At 45.1% G+C, this 24,350-nt stretch carries 12 protein-coding genes; 4 read left to right on the top strand and 8 right to left on the bottom strand.

Annotated features, from left to right (window positions below; genetic code table 11):
• A partial coding sequence (locus WCM76_04175) for a glycine-rich protein (GenBank protein MEI6764814.1) occupies positions 1-10,585 on the bottom strand: 10,585 nt, incomplete at its 3' end.
• A gap of 892 nt (positions 10,586-11,477) precedes the next feature.
• On the opposite strand from WCM76_04175, the gene WCM76_04170 reads away from it, so the two are divergent.
• The 3 genes from WCM76_04170 to WCM76_04160 all read left to right on the top strand — a co-directional run bounded on the left by WCM76_04170 (position 11,478) and on the right by WCM76_04160 (position 15,197).
• Positions 11,478-12,185, top strand: coding sequence for a 3'-5' exonuclease (locus WCM76_04170; GenBank protein MEI6764813.1), 708 nt, complete (start codon positions 11,478-11,480; stop codon positions 12,183-12,185).
• Between the two features lie 107 nt (positions 12,186-12,292).
• Complete coding sequence (gene dnaB / locus WCM76_04165; protein ID MEI6764812.1) at positions 12,293-13,828, top strand: replicative DNA helicase; 1,536 nt, start codon at positions 12,293-12,295, stop codon at positions 13,826-13,828.
• A 187-nt stretch (positions 13,829-14,015) separates the two neighbouring features.
• Positions 14,016-15,197 carry an asparagine synthetase B gene (locus WCM76_04160; GenBank protein ID MEI6764811.1) on the top strand — a complete coding sequence of 394 codons (1,182 nt, stop codon included), beginning with the start codon at positions 14,016-14,018 and terminating at the stop codon, positions 15,195-15,197.
• A 37-nt stretch (positions 15,198-15,234) separates the two neighbouring features.
• Here WCM76_04160 and WCM76_04155 read toward each other — a convergent pair whose 3' ends face one another.
• The 7 genes from WCM76_04155 to WCM76_04125 form a co-directional block, all read right to left on the bottom strand.
• Complete coding sequence (locus tag WCM76_04155; protein MEI6764810.1) at positions 15,235-15,732, bottom strand: dihydrofolate reductase; 498 nt, start codon at positions 15,730-15,732, stop codon at positions 15,235-15,237.
• A gap of 5 nt (positions 15,733-15,737) precedes the next feature.
• Positions 15,738-16,979 carry a hypothetical protein gene (locus WCM76_04150; GenBank protein ID MEI6764809.1) on the bottom strand — a complete coding sequence of 414 codons (1,242 nt, stop codon included), beginning with the start codon at positions 16,977-16,979 and terminating at the stop codon, positions 15,738-15,740.
• Between the two features lie 82 nt (positions 16,980-17,061).
• Complete coding sequence (locus WCM76_04145) at positions 17,062-18,483, bottom strand: MBOAT family protein (protein MEI6764808.1); 1,422 nt, start codon at positions 18,481-18,483, stop codon at positions 17,062-17,064.
• A 28-nt stretch (positions 18,484-18,511) separates the two neighbouring features.
• Positions 18,512-19,306 (bottom strand): thymidylate synthase, encoded by a 795-nt coding sequence (locus WCM76_04140; GenBank protein ID MEI6764807.1) that lies wholly within the window; start codon positions 19,304-19,306, stop codon positions 18,512-18,514.
• 50 nt (positions 19,307-19,356) lie between these two features.
• Entirely contained in the window at positions 19,357-20,433 is a 1,077-nt protein-coding gene (buk, locus tag WCM76_04135; GenBank protein ID MEI6764806.1) for a butyrate kinase, read from the bottom strand.
• Positions 20,434-20,498: 65 nt separating this feature from the next.
• Complete coding sequence (locus WCM76_04130; protein ID MEI6764805.1) at positions 20,499-21,407, bottom strand: phosphate acyltransferase; 909 nt, start codon at positions 21,405-21,407, stop codon at positions 20,499-20,501.
• Between the two features lie 87 nt (positions 21,408-21,494).
• Complete coding sequence (locus WCM76_04125) at positions 21,495-22,763, bottom strand: M64 family metallopeptidase (protein MEI6764804.1); 1,269 nt, start codon at positions 22,761-22,763, stop codon at positions 21,495-21,497.
• A gap of 143 nt (positions 22,764-22,906) precedes the next feature.
• Here WCM76_04125 and WCM76_04120 point away from each other — a divergent pair, with 143 nt between their 5' ends.
• A complete protein-coding gene (locus tag WCM76_04120) occupies positions 22,907-24,304 on the top strand; it encodes a cation:dicarboxylase symporter family transporter (GenBank protein ID MEI6764803.1) in 1,398 nt (465 codons plus the stop codon).
• Positions 24,305-24,350: the final 46 nt, after the last annotated feature.

Below are 24,350 nucleotides of genomic sequence, written 5' to 3'. Positions count from 1 at the left end.
TTGCCGAAAGGTTAGAGTTTCCGCCGCACCAGATAGTGTCGGGAGAAGCCATAACACTTGAAGGCATAGCCGGCGGAATTACAGTTACTGTAACCGGTGTTCTTGATGAGCTGGTACAGAGCATATTACTCCATGAAATGGTAAGTGTACCATTGCCTGAACGTGCACCTTGAGTATGAGTAATGGCTGAGGAACCTGTAGGAGTAACCCACGAGCTTCCACCGCCGCCGCCACCGTAATAGTAGCCGCCGCCGCCGCCGTAGTAACCACCACCGCCGCCGCCGGCATAATTATAGTAAGCAGCGTTACCGCCGGTACCAAATGAACCATAGGACCCGCCACCATTGGCACCTTGTCCGCCAGATGATTGAGTAGCACCACCACCGGCATAATAAGCGTCGTAAGAACTGTTAGAATAACCGTTACCTGCATTTGACGGACCGCCACCGGCACCACCATTGCACATACCATTGTTATAACCTGAACCGCCACCGGCACCTGCCACGAGAATACGGTCGGAATATGATGTGCCGTTTACGCGGATATCAGTAGCGCCACCGCCACCACCATTAGACCAGGAGTTGTTGGGTGAGCCATATCCACCACCGTTGAATCCCGGAGAATAGGTCTGACCTTGTCCGCCAACATATACATATAATGTTTGTCCCGGAGTAACGGTCAGAGTTGCCTGAACGCGACCACCATAACCGCCAGTATAATAAACTGAACCACCCTGAGCACCGTAAGCATCCACATTAATAGCTGTTACCCCTGCAGGAACAGTAAAAGTCTGCTGGCCTCCATTGTAGTTGAATGTCTGCGAACCTGAATTTAAAGAAACAGCTTCCGCATAATACGTTGTTGTTGAAATCGGGAGAACGTTATAATTTGCACCATTAGAGGTTGTTGAAAGAAGATTTCCGCCTGTAGGAGCATCATACCAATAAATGATGTTGCCAAAACCTGTTGCATTGAGGTTAGCAGTGCTACCGCAAGTTACTGTATCGGGTGTAGCCGTAACAGGAGCGGGCGCGATAAGTGTCTTAACATTCACGGTAACAGCTATCCTTGTGGGATTAGCACATGTACCATTGTAAGCTTCCGCATAATATGTTGTTGTAGAAAGAGGTGCAACATTGTAATTGCTTCCACTGGGAGATGTCCCAAGCATTGTACCACCAGTAAGAGAATCGTACCAACGGATTGTATTACCGGTAGAAATAGCCGAAAGATTAGAGTTTCCACCGCACCAGATAGAATCGGGAGTAGCTATAACGCTTGAAGGAATAACCGGAGGAATTACAGTAAGAGTAACCGGAGATCTGGAAGCACTTGTGCAAAGCAGCGAGCTCCATGAAATAGTAACATATCCGTCACCGGAATTAACGCCTGCCTGGAACGAAGGATTGCTGAGTGTACCAGTCCATGAAGAACCGCCGCCGCCCTGTCCGGCGCCACAGTTACCACCGGCAGCACCACCGCCACCGTAATAACCGCCGCCGCCGCCGCCAACGCCTGCATAAGAGCAGTATCCTGAATTACCATTTCCGCCAACACCGAGAGAACCATTTCCACCTGTGTAACCATAGCAATTTGCATAAGCGCCTGAACCGCCACTATAGAGGCCGCCGCCGCCGCCGCCGCCGCCATGACAACCTGATGAACTAGAGCCGCCATTGGTTCCGCCATCGGAACCACAGAATCCATAACCTGATCCACCGGCACCACCGGCATAATTGGCGCCAACGGTTCCGCCGCCGCCATGTCCAGTAGCAGATGAGCAACTGTAACCATCACCACCGGCACCGCCACCGCCACCGGCAACGATAACACGGTCAGAAAGGTTTGTGCCGCCAATACGGATATCAGAAGCGCCACCGCCGTAACAATTATTAACACCCCAGCCACCGCCGTTGAAACCACTCTGTCCGCCAACAAAGACGTAGAGCGACTGTCCCGGAGTAACGCTAAGGTCGCCTTTGGCTTTACCACCATAACCGGGAGTATGACCATTGCGGCCGGTACCAGCGGCACCAACAGCTTCAATCGTTACCTGAGTAATACCGGCAGGAACAGTAAATGTTTGCTGGCCACCGTTATAGTTAAATGTCTGAGAGCCGCTGAGCATAGAAACTGCTTCAGCATAATAAGTTGTTGTAGAAACAGGAAGAACGTTAAAATTAGCACCGTTGTTAGAAGAACCTAATAATGTTCCACCCGAAGAAGCATCATACCAATGGATTATACTTCCGTAACCTGTAGCTGCAAGATTTGAAGTGCTTCCGCAGATAACCGTATCCGGCGAAGCCGTAACAGGAGTGGGAGCAGTAAGGCTCTTAACATTCACAGCAATGGCAACCCTTGTAGGATTGGCACACGTACCGTTATAAGATTCGGCATAATATGTTGTTGTAGTAAGAGGTGTTACATTATAATTACTGCCACTGGGTGAAGTTCCAAGCATGGTACCACCTGTAAGAGAATCGTACCAACGAATTGTGTTGCCAACAGAAGTAGCAATAAGATTTGAAGAACTGCCACACCAAACTGTATCAGGGGTTGCTGAAAGGTTCGAAGGAACAGTAGGCGGAATTACAGTTACTGTAACCGGTGTTCTTGATGAACTGGTACAGAGCATATTACTCCATGAAATGGTAAGTGTACCATTGCCTGAACGTGCACCTTGAGTATGAGTAATGGCTGAGGAACCTGTAGGAGTAACCCACGAGCTTCCACCGCCGCCGCCACCGTAATAGTAGCCGCCGCCGCCGCCGTAGTAACCACCACCGCCGCCGCCGGCATAATTATAGTAAGCAGCGTTACCGCCGGTACCAAATGAACCATAGGACCCGCCACCATTGGCACCTTGTCCGCCAGATGATTGAGTAGCACCACCACCGGCATAATAAGCGTCGTAAGAACTGTTAGAATAACCGTTACCTGCATTTGACGGACCGCCACCGGCACCACCATTGCACATACCATTGTTATAACCTGAACCGCCACCGGCACCTGCCACGAGAATACGGTCGGAATATGATGTGCCGTTTACGCGGATATCAGTAGCGCCACCGCCACCACCATTAGACCAGGAGTTGTTGGGTGAGCCATATCCACCACCGTTGAATCCCGGAGAATAGGTCTGACCTTGTCCGCCAACATATACATATAATGTTTGTCCCGGAGTAACGGTCAGAGTTGCCTGAACGCGACCACCATAACCGCCAGTATAATAAACTGAACCACCCTGAGCACCGTAAGCATCCACATTAATAGCTGTTACCCCTGCAGGAACAGTAAAAGTCTGCTGGCCTCCATTGTAGTTGAATGTCTGCGAACCTGAATTTAAAGAAACAGCTTCCGCATAATACGTTGTTGTTGAAATCGGGAGAACGTTATAATTTGCACCATTAGAGGTTGTTGAAAGAAGATTTCCGCCTGTAGGAGCATCATACCAATAAATGATGTTGCCAAAACCTGTTGCATTGAGGTTAGCAGTGCTACCGCAAGTTACTGTATCGGGTGTAGCCGTAACAGGAGCGGGCGCGATAAGTGTCTTAACATTCACGGTAACAGCTATCCTTGTGGGATTAGCACATGTACCATTGTAAGCTTCCGCATAATATGTTGTTGTAGAAAGAGGTGCAACATTGTAATTGCTTCCACTGGGAGATGTCCCAAGCATTGTACCACCAGTAAGAGAATCGTACCAACGGATTGTATTACCGGTAGAAATAGCCGAAAGATTAGAGTTTCCACCGCACCAGATAGAATCGGGAGTAGCTATAACGCTTGAAGGAATAACCGGAGGAATTACAGTAAGAGTAACCGGAGATCTGGAAGCACTTGTGCAAAGCAGCGAGCTCCATGAAATAGTAACATATCCGTCACCGGAATTAACGCCTGCCTGGAACGAAGGATTGCTGAGTGTACCAGTCCATGAAGAACCGCCGCCGCCCTGTCCGGCGCCACAGTTACCACCGGCAGCACCACCGCCACCGTAATAACCGCCGCCGCCGCCGCCAACGCCTGCATAAGAGCAGTATCCTGAATTACCATTTCCGCCAACACCGAGAGAACCATTTCCACCTGTGTAACCATAGCAATTTGCATAAGCGCCTGAACCGCCACTATAGAGGCCGCCGCCGCCGCCGCCGCCGCCATGACAACCTGATGAACTAGAGCCGCCATTGGTTCCGCCATCGGAACCACAGAATCCATAACCTGATCCACCGGCACCACCGGCATAATTGGCGCCAACGGTTCCGCCGCCGCCATGTCCAGTAGCAGATGAGCAACTGTAACCATCACCACCGGCACCGCCACCGCCACCGGCAACGATAACACGGTCAGAAAGGTTTGTGCCGCCAATACGGATATCAGAAGCGCCACCGCCGTAACAATTATTAACACCCCAGCCACCGCCGTTGAAACCACTCTGTCCGCCAACAAAGACGTAGAGCGACTGTCCCGGAGTAACGCTAAGGTCGCCTTTGGCTTTACCACCATAACCGGGAGTATGACCATTGCGGCCGGTACCAGCGGCACCAACAGCTTCAATCGTTACCTGAGTAATACCGGCAGGAACAGTAAATGTTTGCTGGCCACCGTTATAGTTAAATGTCTGAGAGCCGCTGAGCATAGAAACTGCTTCAGCATAATAAGTTGTTGTAGAAACAGGAAGAACGTTAAAATTAGCACCGTTGTTAGAAGAACCTAATAATGTTCCACCCGAAGAAGCATCATACCAATGGATTATACTTCCGTAACCTGTAGCTGCAAGATTTGAAGTGCTTCCGCAGATAACCGTATCCGGCGAAGCCGTAACAGGAGTGGGAGCAGTAAGGCTCTTAACATTCACAGCAATGGCAACCCTTGTAGGATTGGCACACGTACCGTTATAAGATTCGGCATAATATGTTGTTGTAGTAAGAGGTGTTACATTATAATTACTGCCACTGGGTGAAGTTCCAAGCATGGTACCACCTGTAAGAGAATCGTACCAACGAATTGTGTTGCCAACAGAAGTAGCAATAAGGTTTGAAGAACTGCCACACCAAACTGTATCAGGGGTTGCTGAAAGGCTTGAAGGAACAACCGGAGGATCAACAGTTACAATAACCTGTGTCCTTGAAGCGCTTGAGCATAAAGTTCCTGACCATGAGATGGTTATTTGTCCATTACCTGAACGTACACCACCATTCATTGTTCCGGCAGTTACTCCGCCGATATATGAGGAGCCACCACCACCGGCGCTACCACTACCGCATGATTCGCCGCCACCGCCGCCATAATAGCCGCCGCCGCCGCCGCTTCCGGTTCCGTAAGAAGAACAACCGTCGTCACCGTGACCACCCTGTCCAAGTGAACCATCGGTCATTTGATCGCCACAGTTGTTACAACCTGAACCTCTTATCCCACCTGAGCTTTGTGTACCGCCTGTAGGCTGTGTACCGCAGCATCCTGCGCCATTACCACCTGTCAGACCACCACCAATACCACCGGCATAAGCTGTCCATGATGAACCTGCAGAACCACCGCCACCGCCACCGGCAGCAACAATAACGCGGTCGGTAAGTGCTGTTCCGCCAAGGCGGATGTCAGAAGCACCACCACCGTAAACTCCCGGCCATGAACCACCGGAACCCGGCACTCCACCGCCATTAAATCCGGCCTGTCCGCCTACATATATATATAAGGTCTGACCGGCAGTAACTGAAAGCGTACCCTGCGCCTGGGCGCCGTAGCCGCCCGGCTGCTGATTATTTGAACCCTGTGCGCCGTAGGCATCAATAGTAATACTCGTAACGCCCGTAGGTACAGTCCAGGTTTGCTGAGATCCGGTATAGGAAAATGACTGAGATCCGGAATTTGCTGTAATTGCTTCAGCGTAATATGTAGTTGTAGAAGCCGGTGTAACATGATAGTTTCCACCGTTCGATGTGGTAGACAATAACGTACCACCGCTTGAAGCATCATACCATTGGATAGCTGTGCCGTATCCGGTGGCTGAAAGGTCTGTTGAGCCACCGCAGTATATTGTTGAGGGGCTGGCTGTAGCTGGTGAAGGTGCAGTAAGCGATTTTACATGAACGGTAACGGCTACCCTTGTGGGGTTCGCACAGGTCCCGTTATATGACTCTGCATAATATGTTGTTGTTGTTGTAAGAAGTGTTACATTATAATTAGCACCACTTGCTGATGTTCCGAGGAGAGTTCCTCCTGTGCTTGCATCATACCAGCGAATCGTATTGCCGGTTGAAGTTGCATTAAGATCTGATGAACCGCCACACCAAGCGGTGTCAGGTGTTGCTGTAACCAGACTAAGACCGGCAGGAGGGTTAACTGTGACAGTAACCGGAGTTCTGGTTGCACTCACACAAAGAGGTATGCCGTATGTGATAATCACTTTACCGTTACCGGAATTATTACCAGCTATATTATTCTGGTTAGTACCGGCATTGTATGAACCGCCGCCGCCACCACCGAACTGGCTGCTTGTAGAAGCACCGCCGCCGGAGTAACCGCCGCCGCCGCCGCCGCCCCAGCCACCACCGTGGGTTCCGCCGCCACCGCCGTATCCGCCGGTGCAATTGTTTGAAGTACAGCCACCGGCTCCACCATTCAGGAATGACTGACCACCGTTGCATCCACTGCTGCACGAAGGACCGTTTTGACCGTTAGATGAGAAACCACCACCGGCACCGGCACATCCAACAGACTGACCACCGTTTCCGCCACTTCCACCAGAACCGCCATTTGCTCCGGAAGTACCGCTGGTCGACGTTGTGCCATCAATACCATTGGTCGGTCCGGAATAACTGGCACCACCACCGCCACCGGCAATAATAAGAGGAGTATTTGTGTTGTCAACAACGAAGGTCCCGCCACCGCCGCCACCATCGTTTCCTTGCGATGGACCTTGCTGACCTACCATAATTGTTAATGTCTGACCGGGAGTAACATTGAAATTGCCACTCATTTTTGCACCCTTACCACCAGTGCCATAACTGCTATTACCGCCCTGTGCACCGTAAGCATCAATATTAATATTAGTAACACCCGAAGGAACTGTCCAATACTGGAGGGAGCCATATTGTCCGGTACTAGTATTATTAAAGGTAGCCGTCAAATTTGAAATTGAAACGGCCTCAGCATAATAAGTTGTTGTCGATACTGGCAATAAATTATAATTCGCTCCGTTTGCCGTCGTCGAAATAAGGTTGCCGCCTGTAGGTGCATCATACCAATAAATAATATTTCCGCTTCCTGTTGCATTAATATCAGTTGTACCACCACACACAATAACTGAAGGTGTTGCGGTTGCACTGCCTGGTGCAAGCATCGAAGAAACAGTTAAAATAACAGATACTCTTGAAGAAGAACCGCAGTTGGAGTTATATGCTTCTGCATAATATGTGGTCGTGGCAAAGGGAGCAACATTGAAGTTAGCACCGCTTGCCGAAGTACCCAGTAATGTGCCGCCTGATGCAGCATCATACCATCGAATTGTATTTCCGGCCGAGACAGCCGATAAATCTGATGACTCACCACAAGCAATAGATGAAGGACTTGCCGTTTCACTGGTTGGAATACTTATTGGATCAACAGTTAACGTTACAGGTGTTCTTGTTGTGCTTGAACACAACGGGAGATCCCATGAAATAGTAACTGACCCATTTCCACTTTTGTATCCAGCAGTCATTGATGTGTTTGTGCTTCCTGAATATGAAGTCCAGCTGGATCCACCGGCACCGCTGCTGGAGTAACCTCCACCGCCGCCATAGTATCCGCCGCCGCCGCCGCCACCCATGCACATTACAGATGTTGGGCCACCGTCTCCACCTGTTCCCAGGCTACCTGCACCCGCATAGGTACCATTATTTTCACCGGCATTTCCGCCGCCTGTTTGAGTACCACCTGTTGGTGCTGTTCCATAAGGAGCAATACCTGAACTACCGGTAAGACCTCCACCATCACCACCAACTCTGTCTCCATATCCGGTTCCACCGCCTCCTGCTGCAACAATAATCCTGTCAGAAAGAGATGTTGTTAATCTGACATCGGAAGCTCCGCCTCCGCCCCAGCCATCGTTTGTCCCACCGCCGCATGGCAGTGCCATTATACTACCGCCGCCATTGAAGCCGCCGCTTCCTGCTCCCGGCCTAGTTGTGGGCTGACCACCAACATAAACATATAATGTAGACCCCGGAGTAACCGGCATTGTTCCAATAGCACGTCCGCCTAATCCGCCATATGCCCCGCCACCCTGTGCACCTTGTGCATCAATAGTGATATTCGTGACACCTGCCGGAACAGTCCATGTTTGCTGGGAACCAGTATACGAAAATGTTTGGCTGTTTACGGCTATTGAAACGGCTTCAGAATAATATGTCGTAGTTGTAAACGGCTGAACATTAAAATTTGCTCCGTCTGCTGTCGTCGCGAGCAAAGTTCCTCCTGATGCAGCATCATACCAGCGAATGAGGTTACCGGTTGAGGATGCTGAAAGATCAGAATAAGCTCCACACGTTATTGTCGACGGTGTTGCACTTGCACTTCCCGGTGCCGAGGGAGTTGTCCCCGCTTGAACCGTAATGCTCTGGCAATTTGTACTGAAACAAGCACCATTGAAGTTTCTAGAATAATATGTAGTTGCTGTAGCCGGACCCGGAGTAACAACAAACGACGAGCCGCTGCCAATGGCACTTCCGGTATTAGAACCGCAAGAGCCATCGAACCAGTATATCGTTCCGCTCCCGGAGGCCGATAAGGTAACATCAACCTGATCGCATGTTGTTAACGGAGAGGCTGACGTACTTGTCGGATCAGAAGGAATTGGGTTAACCGTTACAGAAATACTTCCGCATCCCGTTGACCATTGCGCGTCTGAACTCCTGTAAGACCTGATATAATAAGTACCGCTTGAGGTGGCTGTATAAGTTGTGCCGCTTCCCCGTGAGGTGGATGTACCGCAACTTGTTCCCTGCCAGTACCATACTTCTCCACCAGGAGCCGTACCGTTAGCTGTTATTGTTACCGAACCGCATTGAGGAGAGTTGGATGTAGGAGTAGCTGGGTCGACGGGAGGAGGAGGAACGGTATATGTTATACTAAGGTAAGGAGGATTTGTTGCACCATAACCATAATGAGACATCGTCGTGGCTGTATTACCGGAAGACCAGTTAGCACCGACAGCGGTCCACCCCTGTGAAATCCTATTCTGAACATCGGTGTTGGCATTTGTTCCAAGTGTTGCATTTTTCCATCCGTAATATGCTGATGTGTACCCGAAGTAATAATTGGTAACATAGTAGTCGTTTGCATTGACTGCAGTGGTAACTGCTGATGCAGAGGCAGAGACAGGATCTGTTGCGTTCATGTCATTGAGCCTTGCATATTTGATAGAAGTGCCGCTAGGAGTATAAAAATACGAGTTGAACACTACACTACTGACTGTTGACCCGGCCTGAATAGATGAAATATTAAATTTTGCCCAGGTGTCATAGGTTGTACTAAGAAGTCTAAGTACACCGGAAGTCTTAGCTCCATTAGCGGTTGTTTGATATCCTGTCCACATCGAGGTATTGGATGGATAGTAGCTGGTGGTTGGGTCAATAATTACCGGATAGGTTCTGGAATTATTTTTTAACCAAGCATAAGGTACTGAAATTTTTATTTTGTAATTTCCATTATTTCCATCGGCGGTGATAGCGCCATTTGTTTCGGCAGGACCATCATCAGATTTTGAATTATCAGATACAACCGGGCAGGGATAATTTAAAATCCATTTGCCCTTCTCATCGTAAATATTTATTTCGCGTCCGCTAACGCTTAAAGTCCATGAAGCAGGTATAGAAATATTTTCTTCAATCACCAAAAATTCGGGAGTGAAATCGAGGTTGTCAAAAATGGTTTTATTGGCGAGTAATAAATCCATTTTTCTGCTGTCGTTATTTTGAGTAAAACGAACAGAGATTCCGTTTGCAATTCCTGAAAATGTAATTTCGTTTCCGGAGATGTTTCCGCTCTCGTTCCATTTGTCGGTGAGGATGTGTTTTTGTTCACCACCTTCCCAATAAACAACCGGCGACATCCAGTCGGTAACTTCGCCTTCGGGAAGAACCGTTTTGATACCTGCGCCACCGCCCTTGTAATAGGTCTTAAATTCGTTGGCCGTATTTTCATACAGGTATCCGGGTAAACCCGAATGTGAAAGTATCTCGTTTGAGATATCATTCCACTTACCGTTTTCCAGGTAGTGCAATGAAGTGCCTGATGCAATGCAGGCGGTAATACTCCCGTCACTGTTTTTAAAATGCTTCGACTCTCGTGTACGCAAAGCGGTTATTTCATTATCCGAACCATAGTCGGCATACATCTTTGCGTAGATGTCTTTTGTTTCGGTTCCACGGGCGTCCTGTGAGAAGACGGCCGAAGTATTCCCGAATACGAGAAGCAAGAAAGCTATTGCCGCTGTGTTCATCCGCATGTAATGGCTGAGGTTTGCTCCGATTGAATTCCTTAAAAACGCGAACAGTATTGCGGCTGTCAGCTTCAGTTTAAGAGTAATGGACTTTTGCATATGCTTTATTTATTTTGTAATTTCAAATAATTAGACAAAAACAAGAAGAATCCCATTAATACAGGGGTTTCTTGCTTTTGTGTGTTGCTTTTACTTGTTACAGGTCAATTCATTTGTTCTTTCATCTTTCGTCGGAAATGCGCTGTAGCAAAGGGGCAGAGCAGCGCATTTTTGAATCAGTTTTCGTAGCATCAACTAGTTTATTTTGATATTATGTCGTGAAATAGTAAGCGTTTAACTACAAATTCGTCTATTTAGTTACAAAAGTACTCCATTATAATAATGAATTGTTGAAAATTATGTTAATAAATTCATGTACAATCTTACACAAGCGGTAAATAATAAAATTACATTTTGCCGCCTAATTTGCCTTTGATGAGTTCGGATTATTATCTTAAAATATTGATTTAATAGATAATAGCACTAATTGTTCAATTGAATTAATGCTACTTGTCAATTATTGTTAGTGGGCGATATTACATGCGATTTTTAAAGTTATTAGAAACTTATTAGAAAATTCTAATAAGTTAAAAATGCCCATGACCCAAGTTTGGGCTCTTTTATCCCTTAATCCCCTGATGGTGAAATGGTCATAATTATTTATATTATCATGTTTACTCAACATACAGAGTTTACAGAATAAACATAAATTATGGCATATAAAATGTGCTCGTTCCATTGCAAAATATTCAGGCTATTTATGGGCAAAAATTTCAAGAAAGAATGCCAAATACTGGACAAAAAATTGATAGATTTTCCTGTCAATTATTTATTGTTTTTTGCTATTGTTGTTTCGTAAAAATTAGTCTAAATTTGTTCCGATAATCAGCCATAAATTTGAAGGCTTTTTATAGTCTGTTTTTCTTTCATAAAAAAAATAAAATACAACAAAATGCTTAAATCATTTAACCCCGAAAACATCCTTTTTATCGACATCGAAACGGTGCCTCTTTCACCCTCTTTTTCGATGCTGCCTGCAACCTATCAAAAGTTGTGGGAAAAGAAATCAGCCTTGCTAAAACACGTAGAAGGAGAATCGCCCGAAACACTTTACGAACGTGCGGGAATTTATGCGGAATTCGGTAAAGTAATTTGTGTCTCCACTGCTTGGTTGCACAATGGAATCATTACGTGCCGGTCGTTTTATGGCGATAATGAATTGACACTACTTGCCGCATTTAATAGCTTCCTGAAAGAGTTCTTTGGTAAACGCGAACAGATTCTTTGCGCTCATAACGGCAAGGAGTTTGACTTTCCATATCTCTCGCGCAGGATGCTGATTAATGGTATCGAATTGCCTGCCGGCCTCGATATTGCAGGCAAAAAGCCCTGGGAAGTAAACCTGCTGGATACTATGGAACTGTGGAAGTTTGGCGATTATAAAAGTTATACTTCACTGGCACTGCTTACGGCCGTATTCAATATTCCGTCACCTAAAGACGATATCGATGGAAGCGATGTGGGACGTGTGTACTGGCAGGAGCATGATATTGACCGAATTGCGCGGTACTGCGAGAAAGATGCTGTGGCTGTTGTTCAATTATTTCTGAAATACCAGGGCCGCAACATCATTCCTGCTGAAAGTATTATAATTGCTTAATCATCGCAGCTTCCGGCTAACCCCTTATTCCTGTTGCTTTTGGTCTGTTGATAAAAAAATATCCGAACGGAGGGGTCAGGATTGCAGGGTTTAATTATTTTTGGAATATGGAAAATATGAATGAGGATTCACGCGACGGAGTACGCAAAAAATATAGGAAACAGTCTATCACACAGGTTTTAATAGAACAGGGAAAAGTTCCGCCACAGGCTACTGAACTTGAAGAAGCCGTGCTCGGTGCCCTGATGCTTGAGAAAGATGCTCTGACAAGTGTTATCGACAGCTTAAAACCGGAAGTCTTTTATAAGGAAACTCACCGAATTATTTTTCATGCTATTCATAATCTGTTTAAACGCTCTGAACCTGTTGATATTCTTACGGTAACCAATGAACTTAGGACTTTAGGGGATTTAGATCTGGTGGGTGGTCCTTATTTTATTACGCAGCTTACAAACCGTATTGCATCATCGGCCAATGTTGAATATCACGTAAAAATTATTACTCAAAAGTTTATTCAGCGTGAGTTGATTCGTATATCTAATGAGATAATACGCGATGCTTACGAAGACACAACGGACGTATTTGACCTTCTTGATAAAGCCGAAAAAAATCTTTTTTCGGTAAGCGATAATAATCTGCGCCGCAATTATCAGGACATGCAGACACTGGTGTCTGAAGCCATAAAAGAAATTGAAGCTTCTATAAAAGATGGTGCGCATATGCGTGGCGTGGCAAGCGGCTTTACCGAGCTCGACCGCGTTACTTCGGGTTGGCAAAAATCTGATCTTGTAGTGTTGGCGGCTCGTCCGGGTATGGGTAAAACTGCTTTTGTGCTGAGCATGGCGCGTAATATTGCTGTTGAATACAAGAAAGCCGTTGCGTTCTTTTCTCTTGAAATGTCGGCCATACAGCTTGTAACACGACTGATATCAAGCGAAAGCGAGCTTCCTTCCGAAAAATTAAAAAAAGGAAATCTGAAAAATTATGAATGGGAGCAACTCAACGCCAAGATTAAAGACCTTATTGATGCTCCTTTATTTATAGATGATACGCCCGCACTTTCTATTTTCGAACTTCGCGCCAAGAGCAGAAGGCTGATGCAGCAGCACGGCATCTCACTTATTATTATTGACTATCTGCAGCTGATGTCGGCTGGAAGCGATAATAAAAATGGAAACCGTGAGCAGGAAATCAGTAATATTTCACGTTCGCTGAAAGCTCTTGCCAAAGAATTGAATATTCCTATCATCGCCCTGTCGCAGCTGAGCCGTGCTGTTGAAACCAGGGGCGGCAGCAAAAAGCCGATACTATCCGACCTTAGGGAATCGGGTGCTATAGAACAGGACGCCGATATTGTAATGTTTATCTACAGACCCGAATATTATAAAATATTTGAGTTTGAAGACGGCACACCTACAAATGGCATTGGTGAAATTATCATTGCAAAGCACCGTAACGGGGCGCTGCGCGACGTGAAACTGCGCTTCATTGAGCAGTTCGCAAAATTTGCTGAACTCGACGCGCTGAATGTGGAGATTGATGACAGTATTCCTGCGAACGAGAACTTTTTCAATGAACAGCCAACCACACGGATAGTTCAATCAAAAATGAATTCAGACCAGAACAAAGATGTTCCGTTCTGATTTTTCGCACCCTAAGAAATTTGACTTCCGGGTAAAATTTTGATTAATTTTGTATTGGTCAAATAATTAACCGTGTAATGCGTTCTAGTTATCATACAAAAATAAATTCTCTGTGAAGCGATTTTTTCTGATACTGATTTTCTTTGTTGTAGCCCTGAGTTCACAGGCTTCTTATCTGCTTATCCCCATGGATAAATCGCAGAAAGACCATCTGAAAGCCTATGGAATTGCATACTGGGTGGTTACTCACGAAATAGAGGTGAGCTGGCTGCTTAACTACAGGGGCGGCAGTTTTATGATGAAATACAACAAGCTTTTTGAAGATGAATGCAATGTTCGTGGTGTTTCGTACGAAGTTATTGCCGATGCACAATCAACAGCTATTTTAATGGAGATTGCTGATCCGCAGGTAAACATGGATGAGGTTAAACTTGTGAAAGCCCCTAAAATTGCTGTGTATTCACCGAAAAACAAATTACCGTGGGACGATGCTGTTACGCTCGTTTTAAAGTACGCAGAAATTCCGTATGATGTTATTTATGATGAAGAAGTACTTGCCGGTGACCTGCCTAAATACGACTGGCTTCACATGCACCATGAGGATTTTACCGGCCAGTATGGAAAATTCTGGGCGCAGTTCCGGAATGTTGAATGGTATCAAACGGATGTAAAACTTTCGGAAGAAAGTGCTCACAAATTAGGCTATGCCAAAGTTTCGCAGCTTAAGTTGGCCGTGGTAAAAAAAATCCGCGATTTTGTTGCAGGCGGCGGCTACCTGTTTGCCATGTGTTCTGCTCCCGACAGCTTTGATATTGCCTTAGCTGCCGATGGTGTTGATATTTGTGATGTGATGTTTGACGGAGACCCTATGGATCCTAACGCTCAAGCCAAACTGAATTACGACAACTGCTTTGCGTTTACCGGATTTACAATTTGTAAAAATCCTTATGAATACGAGATCTCAAATATAGATGTAACACACGTTCGAAACATTCCACAAAATCAGGACATGTTCACGCTGTTCGAGTTTTCGGCAAAATGGGATCAGGTACCTACGATGCTTTGTCAGGATCATGAACAGATTATTAAGGGGTTTATGGGGCAGAGCACGGCGTTCAACAAGCAGTTGGTGAAGCCGAATGTATTGATATTAGGTGAAAATAAGTCAGCCGGTGAAGTGCGCTATATTCATGGCGATTACGGCAAAGGTACCTGGACTTTTCTGGGTGGTCACGACCCGGAAGACTATCAGCATTTCGTGTATGACCCGCCAACAGAGCTTAAGCTGCATCCTAACTCGCCGGGCTACAGGCTTATTCTGAATAATGTGTTATTTCCGGCGGCGAAAAAGAAGAAGCAGAAAACCTGATTTGCAGAAATCGAAATGGATGCATTTTAGGGATGCGTCAAATACGTTCGTAAGTGAGAAAAGCGTAACGCAAACCGCTGGCATCGTCAGTTTCAAGAGGTGATTCCTCTGTTAGTTTCCAAAGTTTCATGTCAATTTCAGGAAAGAAAGTATCAGCATCAAAGCATTTGTAAATTCGTGTAATATAGAGTTTGCTTGCCAATGGCATCATCTGCCGGTAAATACTTGCACCGCCAATCACAAAATTTTCATTATCTGAATCGCATTTTTCAATTGCTTCTTCAATGCTCCATGCAATCAGACAACGCGGTATAAGCTCTCCCGGAACATCGCTGATAATAATATTGCGTCTGTCTTTGAGCGGGCGGAATGGTAATGACAAGTAGGTATTCTTCCCCATCAGTACGGTATGCCCGATGGTAATCTGGCGAAAACGTTTAAGGTCTTCCGGAAGGTAACACAACAATTTATTGTCTTTGCCTATGGCACCATTCTCGGCAACTGCAGCAATGATTGAAATGGGTTTGTTTGTCATGTCGTTTATTTTTTCTTCTCTTTTTCGACCATGAATGCAGCATCTTTTTCTATCATTTGCTCAACTGTAATGTCGTTTTCTATAGCTTTTTCACGAATGCTTACCATCCAGTTCGCGTCGTTTCTGATCATGTTTTTGTAATAATTTAAACGGTCATCAGGTGAGGGGCATGAAGGGCCAATATCCGTTTTGTCTTTTGCATAAATCCTGTAAAGATTATCAATAAATCCAAACGAGAAATTGGAAAGATTTGTCTCGGTTGATATCAGCATAATGATATCTTGCTTTTCAACTTCTTGCTGTAAATTAAGCGATGAAACAGGCTTCATTCCTGAGTTATCCATGGGATGGCATTCCCGGTTATAAAACCAGAACGCCCCATCACTAAATAGCTGATGTGTGATTCCGTTTCCGAAGATAGTCCAGTAATAGCTGTCGCCCACGGTAAGCATTTTAGGCTTTATTTTTTCGGGTGTACAATTAAAACGAAGTATTGGATATGCGTACTGCGGATGCGGTAATGGAAACAATAAATTCATCCCTTCAGCCACATCGCAGTCGGTATCGCGTGCGGTATCCGGCAAATCAATTTTTGCAGTAATCATTTCCGGCATGTCGATGTTACGCATTTTCTCAAAAGTATGTATGAGCGTGTCAACGGCAATGGTCATTCCATAGTATGTCCAGTGAATGCCCGGTGGCGACATAAGCGGGTATTTTGCTGTCGGCTTGAGCGAAACAAAGTAGCTGTTCAGGTCAAGAAAGTTCACTCCTAAACTCCTGCAGGTTTGCGTGTAGCATTCGTAGTTTGAAATATTTTTTTTCATGCGATTGTACGGCGATGGAAAATCGTCGGGAAAAAAGCTTGCTTTGCCCGGAGCAAAAACGATGATAAAATCAATTCCCTTTTTTTTCAGAGTGTCCTGTAAGTACTTTGCACGCTGCATTTCCTTTCGTATTCCATCCCTGCCTTTAAACTTGATGCCGAGATATTCTTCGACATAATTGCGTTCGTACAGACAGCCGTTTTTCCCGATAAGTATATCGCGGGTTTTTGCCATATTAAAAACGCTGTAGTAGATTTGATTGTATGCGCGAATAATAAACGGTCGTAGCCCGATATGGTCATTTATATAGCGTTCATATTCTTTCTGGAAGCTGAGATGTTTCCATGATTTAATTGTGAAGACCGGTTCTGCGGCAGGCACAAAATCTCCCTTCAGGGGCTTGAATGTGAAAAGCTCCAATTTTTCCTGAATGTTCGGTAAAATGAACAGCAAACAGAAAAATGCGAATACGCCGGTCTTTATATGTTTTTCAAATTTCACGTCAGAACCTAAAATAAATGAACGGGTTAAACCCGGATGATGTAATGGATCCAATACTGAATAACAGCAGGAATGTGCCTAAAAGAGTCATGAGCAGCAATCCTTTTATATTGTAATTCTTTTCAAAAACACCTGCTTGTATGCGCTCGCCGAATTTGAATGCACACAAAAATGAGAACACTGCAGCAACAACCATGATGGTCCAGAAATCAGGTTTGAAAGTTATCCGGGTTGCATGCATGTCGAAGCAGAACATTTTTTTCAGGTATAGCCCGATGTGTTTCATATTTTCAGCACGGAACAGAACCCAACCAATGAGCGTAAGAAAAAATGTGATGGCGATGGATGGAATTCTGCCAAGTTTTTTCAGCACTTTAATCAGGAACAGTCTATCGGCAATAAGCAATGCTCCGTGGTATCCGCCCCACAACAAAAAGTTCCATGCAGCACCATGCCAGAAACCTGAAATCAAAAAAACGATACTCAAATTAACGTACATACGGGGTATCGAAACTTTGTTCCCACCTAATGAAATGTAGAGATAGTCGCGCATCCAGCGGCTTAGCGACATATGCCAACGCCGCCAGAATTCTGTAATATTCTGTGAAATGTACGGGTTGTTGAAGTTCTCAGGAAAGATGAAACCCATCATGCGTGCAATGCCGATTGCCATATCTGAATAACCCGAGAAATCGAAATAAATCTGGAATGCGTATGCAACAATTCCGATCCATGCAAGGGGCGTAGTAAGGTCGCCACCGTTCAGCGCAAAGATGCTGTCTACCGAAGCACCGAGTACATTCGCGATAAGTACTTTTTTAGCCAATCCAATAATGAAACGGAATAACCCAAGCAGTTTATTGTCGATGGTGTATTGGTATGTTCGTTCTTCAATCTGGTCAGATATTTCGTTGAAGCGGATGATGGGGCCGGCAATGAGTTGTGGGAAATATAAAATATACAGTGCGTAATTCCAGATATTTTTCATGGGCGGTTTTACACCACGATATACATCAATAATGTAACTCATTTCATGAAAAGTGAAGAATGATATTCCTATAGGAAGTGCGACCTTAGTCCACGCAACATGCCTCATTCCTAGCGTTCCAAGCAGTTCATTGAAATTGCCTACAAAAAAATTAGCGTATTTGAAATAGATAAGAACGCCAATATTTAGCGCAATCGCAGAAATCATCAACAAGCGTTTTTTCTTTCCCTCACTTTTGTGAATATAGCGGGCAAAAAGAAAATCACAAATAATAGAGCCGAAGATTACAAAGATGAATAGGGGTGCGCCCCAGGCATAAAAGAACACGCTGGCAGCAAGGGCTACATAATTTTTATATTTTCTGTCGGCAAGAAAATAAAGTGCGAGAACTGCCGGCAAAAAGTATAATAAAAATATGTTACTGCTGAATACCATACGTGTAGTAAGTTTTACAGAGCCCTTATCAAATGGCTATTTCTGCTTTGATGTGCGGGTGAGGATTGTAATCCGATAATTCAAAATCGCTGAATGAAAATGAAAAAATGTCGTTAATGTTTTTGTTTATTTTCATCAATGGAAGTGGACGTGGTTCACGCGAAAGCTGCAACAACGCCTGTTCCCGGTGGTTTGAATAAAGATGCGCATCACCAAGAGTATGAATAAAATCACCTGCTTTGAGTCCGGTTACCTGCGCCATCATCATTGTGAGCAGCGCGTATGATGCAATATTGAAGGGAACTCCGAGAAAAATATCGGCGCTGCGCTGATACAGTTGACAGGATAATGTGCCGTCGGCAACATAAAACTGAAACAGTGCATGACACGGTGGGAGCGCCATTTTATTGATTTCGCCAACGTTCCAGGCGCTTACTATCATTCTGCGTGAATCGGGATTGGTGCGGATGGTGTGCATTACCTCGCTTATCTGGTCGGTAACACTGCCATCGCTGCCGCGCCATGAGCGCCACTGACTGCCATATACAGGACCGAGGTCGCCTTGTTCATTGGCCCACTCATTCCATATCGATACGCCATTATCATTTAAGAATTTAATATTGGTTTCGCCTCGAAGGAACCACAATAATTCATAAATAACAGACCGTAGATGAATTTTTTTAGTTGTTAGTAATGGGAATCCATGCTGTAAAGAGAAACGCATCTGATATCCGAAAACACTGGTTGTTCCCGTACCTGTGCGGTCACTTTTTTCTGTGCCCTGGGCGATTACATGATCAAGCAGATCGAGATATTGTTTCATGAATTGTTCTTCTGATTGTCAAAAATAATCATTATCGCTGAGAACGTCTTTTATATATACTCACGCGGCGTAACCTCGCCGGTGAGCACCATCAGACCATTTAAAGCCAGAGCGCTCATTTCGTCCTCGCCCGGATAAACGTGTGTAGGCGCCATTTTATACACCCGGTCAATGATATCGTTCACGAACCATTTGCTGTTCGCGATACCGCCGGTAATGAGAATGGCATCCACTTCGCCTCTGAGAACAGCGAACATGGCACCCACTTCTTTCGATACCTGATATGCCATAGCTTTAAACACAGCAGTGGCAAATTCATCGCCGGCGATTGCTTTCATTTCTGCATCGTATGCATTGTTGGTGCCCAGAAATGCAACCATACCACCTTCGCCTTTAATCATTTTCATCACCTCTTTCAACGTATATTTTCCGCTGAAACAAAGACGTGCAAGATCTCCGGAAGGCAATGTGCCTGCGCGTTCCGGAGAAAAAGGTCCGCTTCCATCCAGCGCCTGATTCACATCAACTACCTGTCCTTTTCGATGTGCGCCTACGCTGATGCCGCCTCCAAGATGTACTATAATCAAATTCAGATCTTCGTACTTACGCATGATGGATTTGGCGTGACTTCGCGCAATGGCTTTGTGATTCAGTGCATGAAAGATACTGATGCGTTTGAATAGTGGATGTCCCGAAAAACGGGCAATATCTTCGAGTTCGTCAACAACAACGGGGTCTGCTATGTAGGCTTTCGCATCGGGCAACGAACGGGCAAGGTCGTCGGCAATCAGGCCGCCCAGATTGCTTGCATGTTCGCCAAACGGACTATTGATGAGATCGCGCTTCATGGCTTCGTTCACGGGATACACGCCCGAATGAATGGGTTTCAGCAGTCCGCCGCGACCAACAACGGCCTTGATTTTTTCAAGTTTTATGTCGGCTTCAGCCAGATGCTTAAGGATAATATCTTTGCGAAACTGGAACTGGTCGGTAATTTTTTCAAATTGCGAAAGTTCTTCGTTGGTATGTCTGATTGTTTTCACAAAAACCGGATTTGCCGAGTGATAGACAGCAATTTTGGTAGATGTGGAGCCTGGGTTGAGCGCGAGTATTCCTATCGTTTCCATAAAAATGATGAAGCGGTAAGTTTGTAAAAAAAACTCCCGGACAACGGCCCGGGAGGTGAAGCAAATTATTTTGCAATCATCGCGGCAAGCGCGATGGAATAAAGTTTTGTGAGTTCGCTGTCGCCGCGCGATGTAAGAATGGCGGGCACTTTAGCTCCAAATACAACAGCTCCGAGTTCAGACCCGCCGAGTTTGGTATTGGTTTTAAAGAAAACGTTTCCGGCTTCAATATTGGGGAAGAGCAAGCAATCGGCATCGCCTGCTACGGGGCTTACCAATTTTTTAATTTCGCAGCTTTCCTTGTCAATAGCCACATCAATAGCAAGTGGACCGTCGATAACGGCGCCTTTGATTTGACCACGGTCGCCCATTTTTGCAATGATGGCTGCATCTACACAGGCGGGCATTGCGAACGACATTTGCTCGGTTGCAGCTATGAGCGCAACTTTCGGCTTGGGAATATCCAGTGCATGTGCCGTGCGGATCATGTAATTCACCATCGCAATTTTCTGTTTGATATCCGGAGCAGGTATAATTGCAACGTCACAGCAAATCATCAGTTTGTGATACATCGGACTCTCAATCACTGATACATGGCTTAAAATAGCGTTGGGGCTTTCCATCAGACCTTTTTCCTTGTTCAGAATGGCGCGCATGTATTTATCAGAAGTAACAAGGCCTTTCATGAGAACATTTCCTTCGCCTGCGTTGACAAGTTCTACCGCTTTCATGGTGGCTTTCATCTCGTCAGCTTCCTGTACAATCCTGAATTTGTTGACGTCAATTTTATGCTCGGTGCAAACCTGTTTAATGGTGGCTTCATCGCCAACAAGGGTAGCTTCAACAAGACCAAGATCTATAGCCTGGCTGATGGCTCCTATGGTATGTGCATCGTTCGCGTAGGCTGCAACTAATCTTTTGCGTTCCCTGCTTTTGAGGGAATCGAACATTTGGTTTAATTTGGTAATTGGCATTTTTGAATCTCCTTTGGTATAAATTGTTCGTTAATATAAATTAATTTACGTTGTTTATAATTAACATGAGTTAATTACAGAATGCTGCTATTTTGTATAGAAATCAATCATTTTCTGAATTGAAAGTTTGCATACCGGGCAGAAATTATTTACCGATATGGACTTCATGGTGCAGTCATAAGAAGGGCGGTAAACACCTTTGTTTACATAGCCGCCGCCTTCGAATACGCCCACTTTGTTCCGGTATTGATCATCCGATGGTGTCGGAATGGGTGTGTCTTTATCAATCAGGTTTTTCCATTTTTTATCGAAATCAACCATGGTGGTAAGATTGGGATCGGGCGGTTCAACATCAAGGGGATAGAACTCATTGTAAGATGTTTCCGAATCATAGTATTCATCACCCAACCCTGCAAATGCATGCCCGAATTCGTGGGTAAAAACATATTCGCCATAAAGGTTATCGCTGATGGCAATGGCATAGTGATTATAGATGGCTCCTCCGCCGTAAATGCTGGTGTTTACGATGATGTATATTTGATCGTAGGGCGCGTTTGATGCCACATCGCGCAGGTCTTTGTTGTCGCTTGTCATAAGGTAGCGCTCTGTGCCGAATGTATAGAAGCTGGTTCCCACAAGGGTTTTCTTCCATACACCTTTTCCGGGAACATCGGTTCCTGATTCGGGAGAAGGCGCCATTACCATGCGTACGTTGAATTTCTTTTTATTCTCCTTATAGGGCGATGCTTTAAACAGATAGCCGGTAAATTTTTCAGCATCGTTTTTAAATTTGTCCATCTCATCTTTGCTGTATCCTTCCGGAATGATTACAATATCAACCTTTTTATCGGGATCACCGTTATTTAAAATGTCTTTGACAGGATATTCCTGTCTGCGTTCGGTGGAGATGAACATGTTTTTCGGGTCAACTGCATATTCCCACTTCTTTTCCCACAATCCCTTTTTGTTGCGCGTATAAAATTCGCAGCGAATATCTTTTTTAGGAAAAGGACAGACCACGGTTTCCGAAAAAGTCTTCATGGTTAGTTTTGCTTCGTCGGTGGTTTGCCATTCAGAAAATAAGGTTGCGTAAGTGCGCGAATAAATGAGCTGACTTGTGGCAACATCATACACCATGAATTTGTACTTGCCGTAGTCGAAAATATCAATGAGGTTTACTTTTGAGCCTCCCCAGAAAGGTTCCTGTATCAGTTCATCAATGGAGTAAATGTCTGATTCATGATTTCCGGTGTGAAAATAATCGATGCGCAGCGTTTTGTTTTCAAAATAATCTTCAAATGCGGCTTTTGTTGCCGGCGCTGTTAAAACGAGCAGTATGATGAGAAGTTTCTTCATATTTTTAACTAATTGTAAATAAAATTGTTAGATAAAAATGACGGTATAAATATCACTTTGTGAAAATAATAATATTTTACTCATCCAATCAGGCTTTTTAATATTTTTGATGAGAAACAATTTTCTCAATAATTTGCCTGCGGATGAAGATTTCAACAAGAACGTTTTTACTGCTGTTGTTCTCGGTGTTTACCATCGTATCTGTATTGAATCTCCTCACTTTTTACCAAATATTTAATTCGGGTCATATTGTGCTGCTGGTAAGCAGGTGGTGTGCTCTGGCGACGGTGATCTGGTATGCTTTCCGCAAGAACTCTCTCACAACATGGATTCTTGTGAGTATGTTGCTGGGTGCTGAATTTGGTCACGATGTTCCTTCTGTTGCCATTCATCTTCAGGTTATCAGTAAAATTTTCCTGAATTTAATAAAAACAATCATTGCGCCCTTGCTTTTTGCAACACTGGTGGTGGGTATTGCCGGCCATTCTAATCTCAAACAGGTGGGACGCATGGGCTGGAAATCACTGCTTTATTTTGAAATTGTTTCCACGATTGCGTTATTCATCGGACTGGCTGCGATAAACATCGGGAAGGCAGGCGTTGGTGTAATACTTCCTGCAGCCGCTCCGGGAACAGCAATTGCAGACGTTAAAGCGCAAACGACTGAAGACCTTATTCTGCATGCATTTCCTGAGAACATTGCGAAATCTGTTTTTGAAGGTCAGGTGCTGCAGATTGTGATTTTCAGTATACTGTTTGGAATTGCCGTTGCAATGCTTAAAGAAAAGCATCGCAGCCCGATGCTGCGTTTCACCGAAAGTTTGTCGGAAACTATGTTCAAGTTCACAAATCTGGTAATGTACCTTGCGCCTTTGGCGGTTTTTGCTGCCATTGCTTATACTGTGGGGCATATGGGGCTTGGGATATTAGTGAACCTGTTTCAGTTGCTGGCAACACTGTATGTGGCGCTGACCGTTTTTTTGCTGGGCGTATTATTGCCAATAGCGTTAATATTGAAAATTCCGGTGCGTAATTTTATCAGGGCGGTTTCAGAGCCTGCAAGCATTGCTTTCGCCACAACAAGTTCTGAGTCGGCACTGCCGCGTGCCATGGAAGCAATGGAAAAATTTGGTGTGCCACGTAAAATTGTTGCTTTTGTGATGCCGACTGGTTATAGTTTTAATCTGGATGGCACTACGTTATACCTTTCACTGGCAACAATTTTTGTAGCTCAGGTGTCGGGGATTCATCTTCCGTTCGACAGGCAGCTCGTCATCGTACTTACGTTGATGCTTACCAGCAAAGGCGTGGCAGGAGTGCCCAGAGCATCGCTGGTAATATTGCTCGGTACTGCCGCCAGCTTTGGCCTGCCGGTAATGCCTATTTTTATTATTCTCGGGATTGATGAGCTTATGGATATGGCGCGAACTTCCGTGAATGTGATAGGCAACTGTCTGGCTACCGTTGTTGTAGCCCGATGGGAAAATGAATTCGATTATGAAGCTGCGCGTAACTTCAGTGCCGAGAAACTACAGGAATAGAATTTCCAATGGGTGATTTGATAAATCACAAGATTCGCCGCAGCAA

The sequence above is a fragment of the Bacteroidota bacterium genome, assembly GCA_037133915.1.
Lineage (GTDB): Bacteria > Bacteroidota > Bacteroidia > Bacteroidales > CAIWKO01 > JBAXND01.
The sequence above is the reverse complement of the archived record's forward strand: the minus strand, read 5'-3'. Positions and strand labels throughout refer to the sequence as shown.

What these genes read in the sequence shown, in the direction of transcription:
- WCM76_04170 (MEI6764813.1), top strand. Translation starts at nt 11,478, where the DNA reads ATGCTTAAATCATTTAACCCCGAAAACATCCTTTTTATCGACATCGAA.
- dnaB (MEI6764812.1), top strand. Translation starts at nt 12,293, where the DNA reads ATGGAAAATATGAATGAGGATTCACGCGACGGAGTACGCAAAAAATAT.
- WCM76_04160 (MEI6764811.1), top strand. Translation starts at nt 14,016, where the DNA reads ATGGATAAATCGCAGAAAGACCATCTGAAAGCCTATGGAATTGCATAC.
- WCM76_04155 (MEI6764810.1), bottom strand. Translation starts at nt 15,732, where the DNA reads ATGACAAACAAACCCATTTCAATCATTGCTGCAGTTGCCGAGAATGGT.
- WCM76_04145 (MEI6764808.1), bottom strand. Translation starts at nt 18,483, where the DNA reads ATGGTATTCAGCAGTAACATATTTTTATTATACTTTTTGCCGGCAGTT.
- WCM76_04140 (MEI6764807.1), bottom strand. Translation starts at nt 19,306, where the DNA reads ATGAAACAATATCTCGATCTGCTTGATCATGTAATCGCCCAGGGCACA.
- buk (MEI6764806.1), bottom strand. Translation starts at nt 20,433, where the DNA reads ATGGAAACGATAGGAATACTCGCGCTCAACCCAGGCTCCACATCTACC.
- WCM76_04130 (MEI6764805.1), bottom strand. Translation starts at nt 21,407, where the DNA reads ATGCCAATTACCAAATTAAACCAAATGTTCGATTCCCTCAAAAGCAGG.
- WCM76_04125 (MEI6764804.1), bottom strand. Translation starts at nt 22,763, where the DNA reads ATGAAGAAACTTCTCATCATACTGCTCGTTTTAACAGCGCCGGCAACA.
- WCM76_04120 (MEI6764803.1), top strand. Translation starts at nt 22,907, where the DNA reads ATGAAGATTTCAACAAGAACGTTTTTACTGCTGTTGTTCTCGGTGTTT.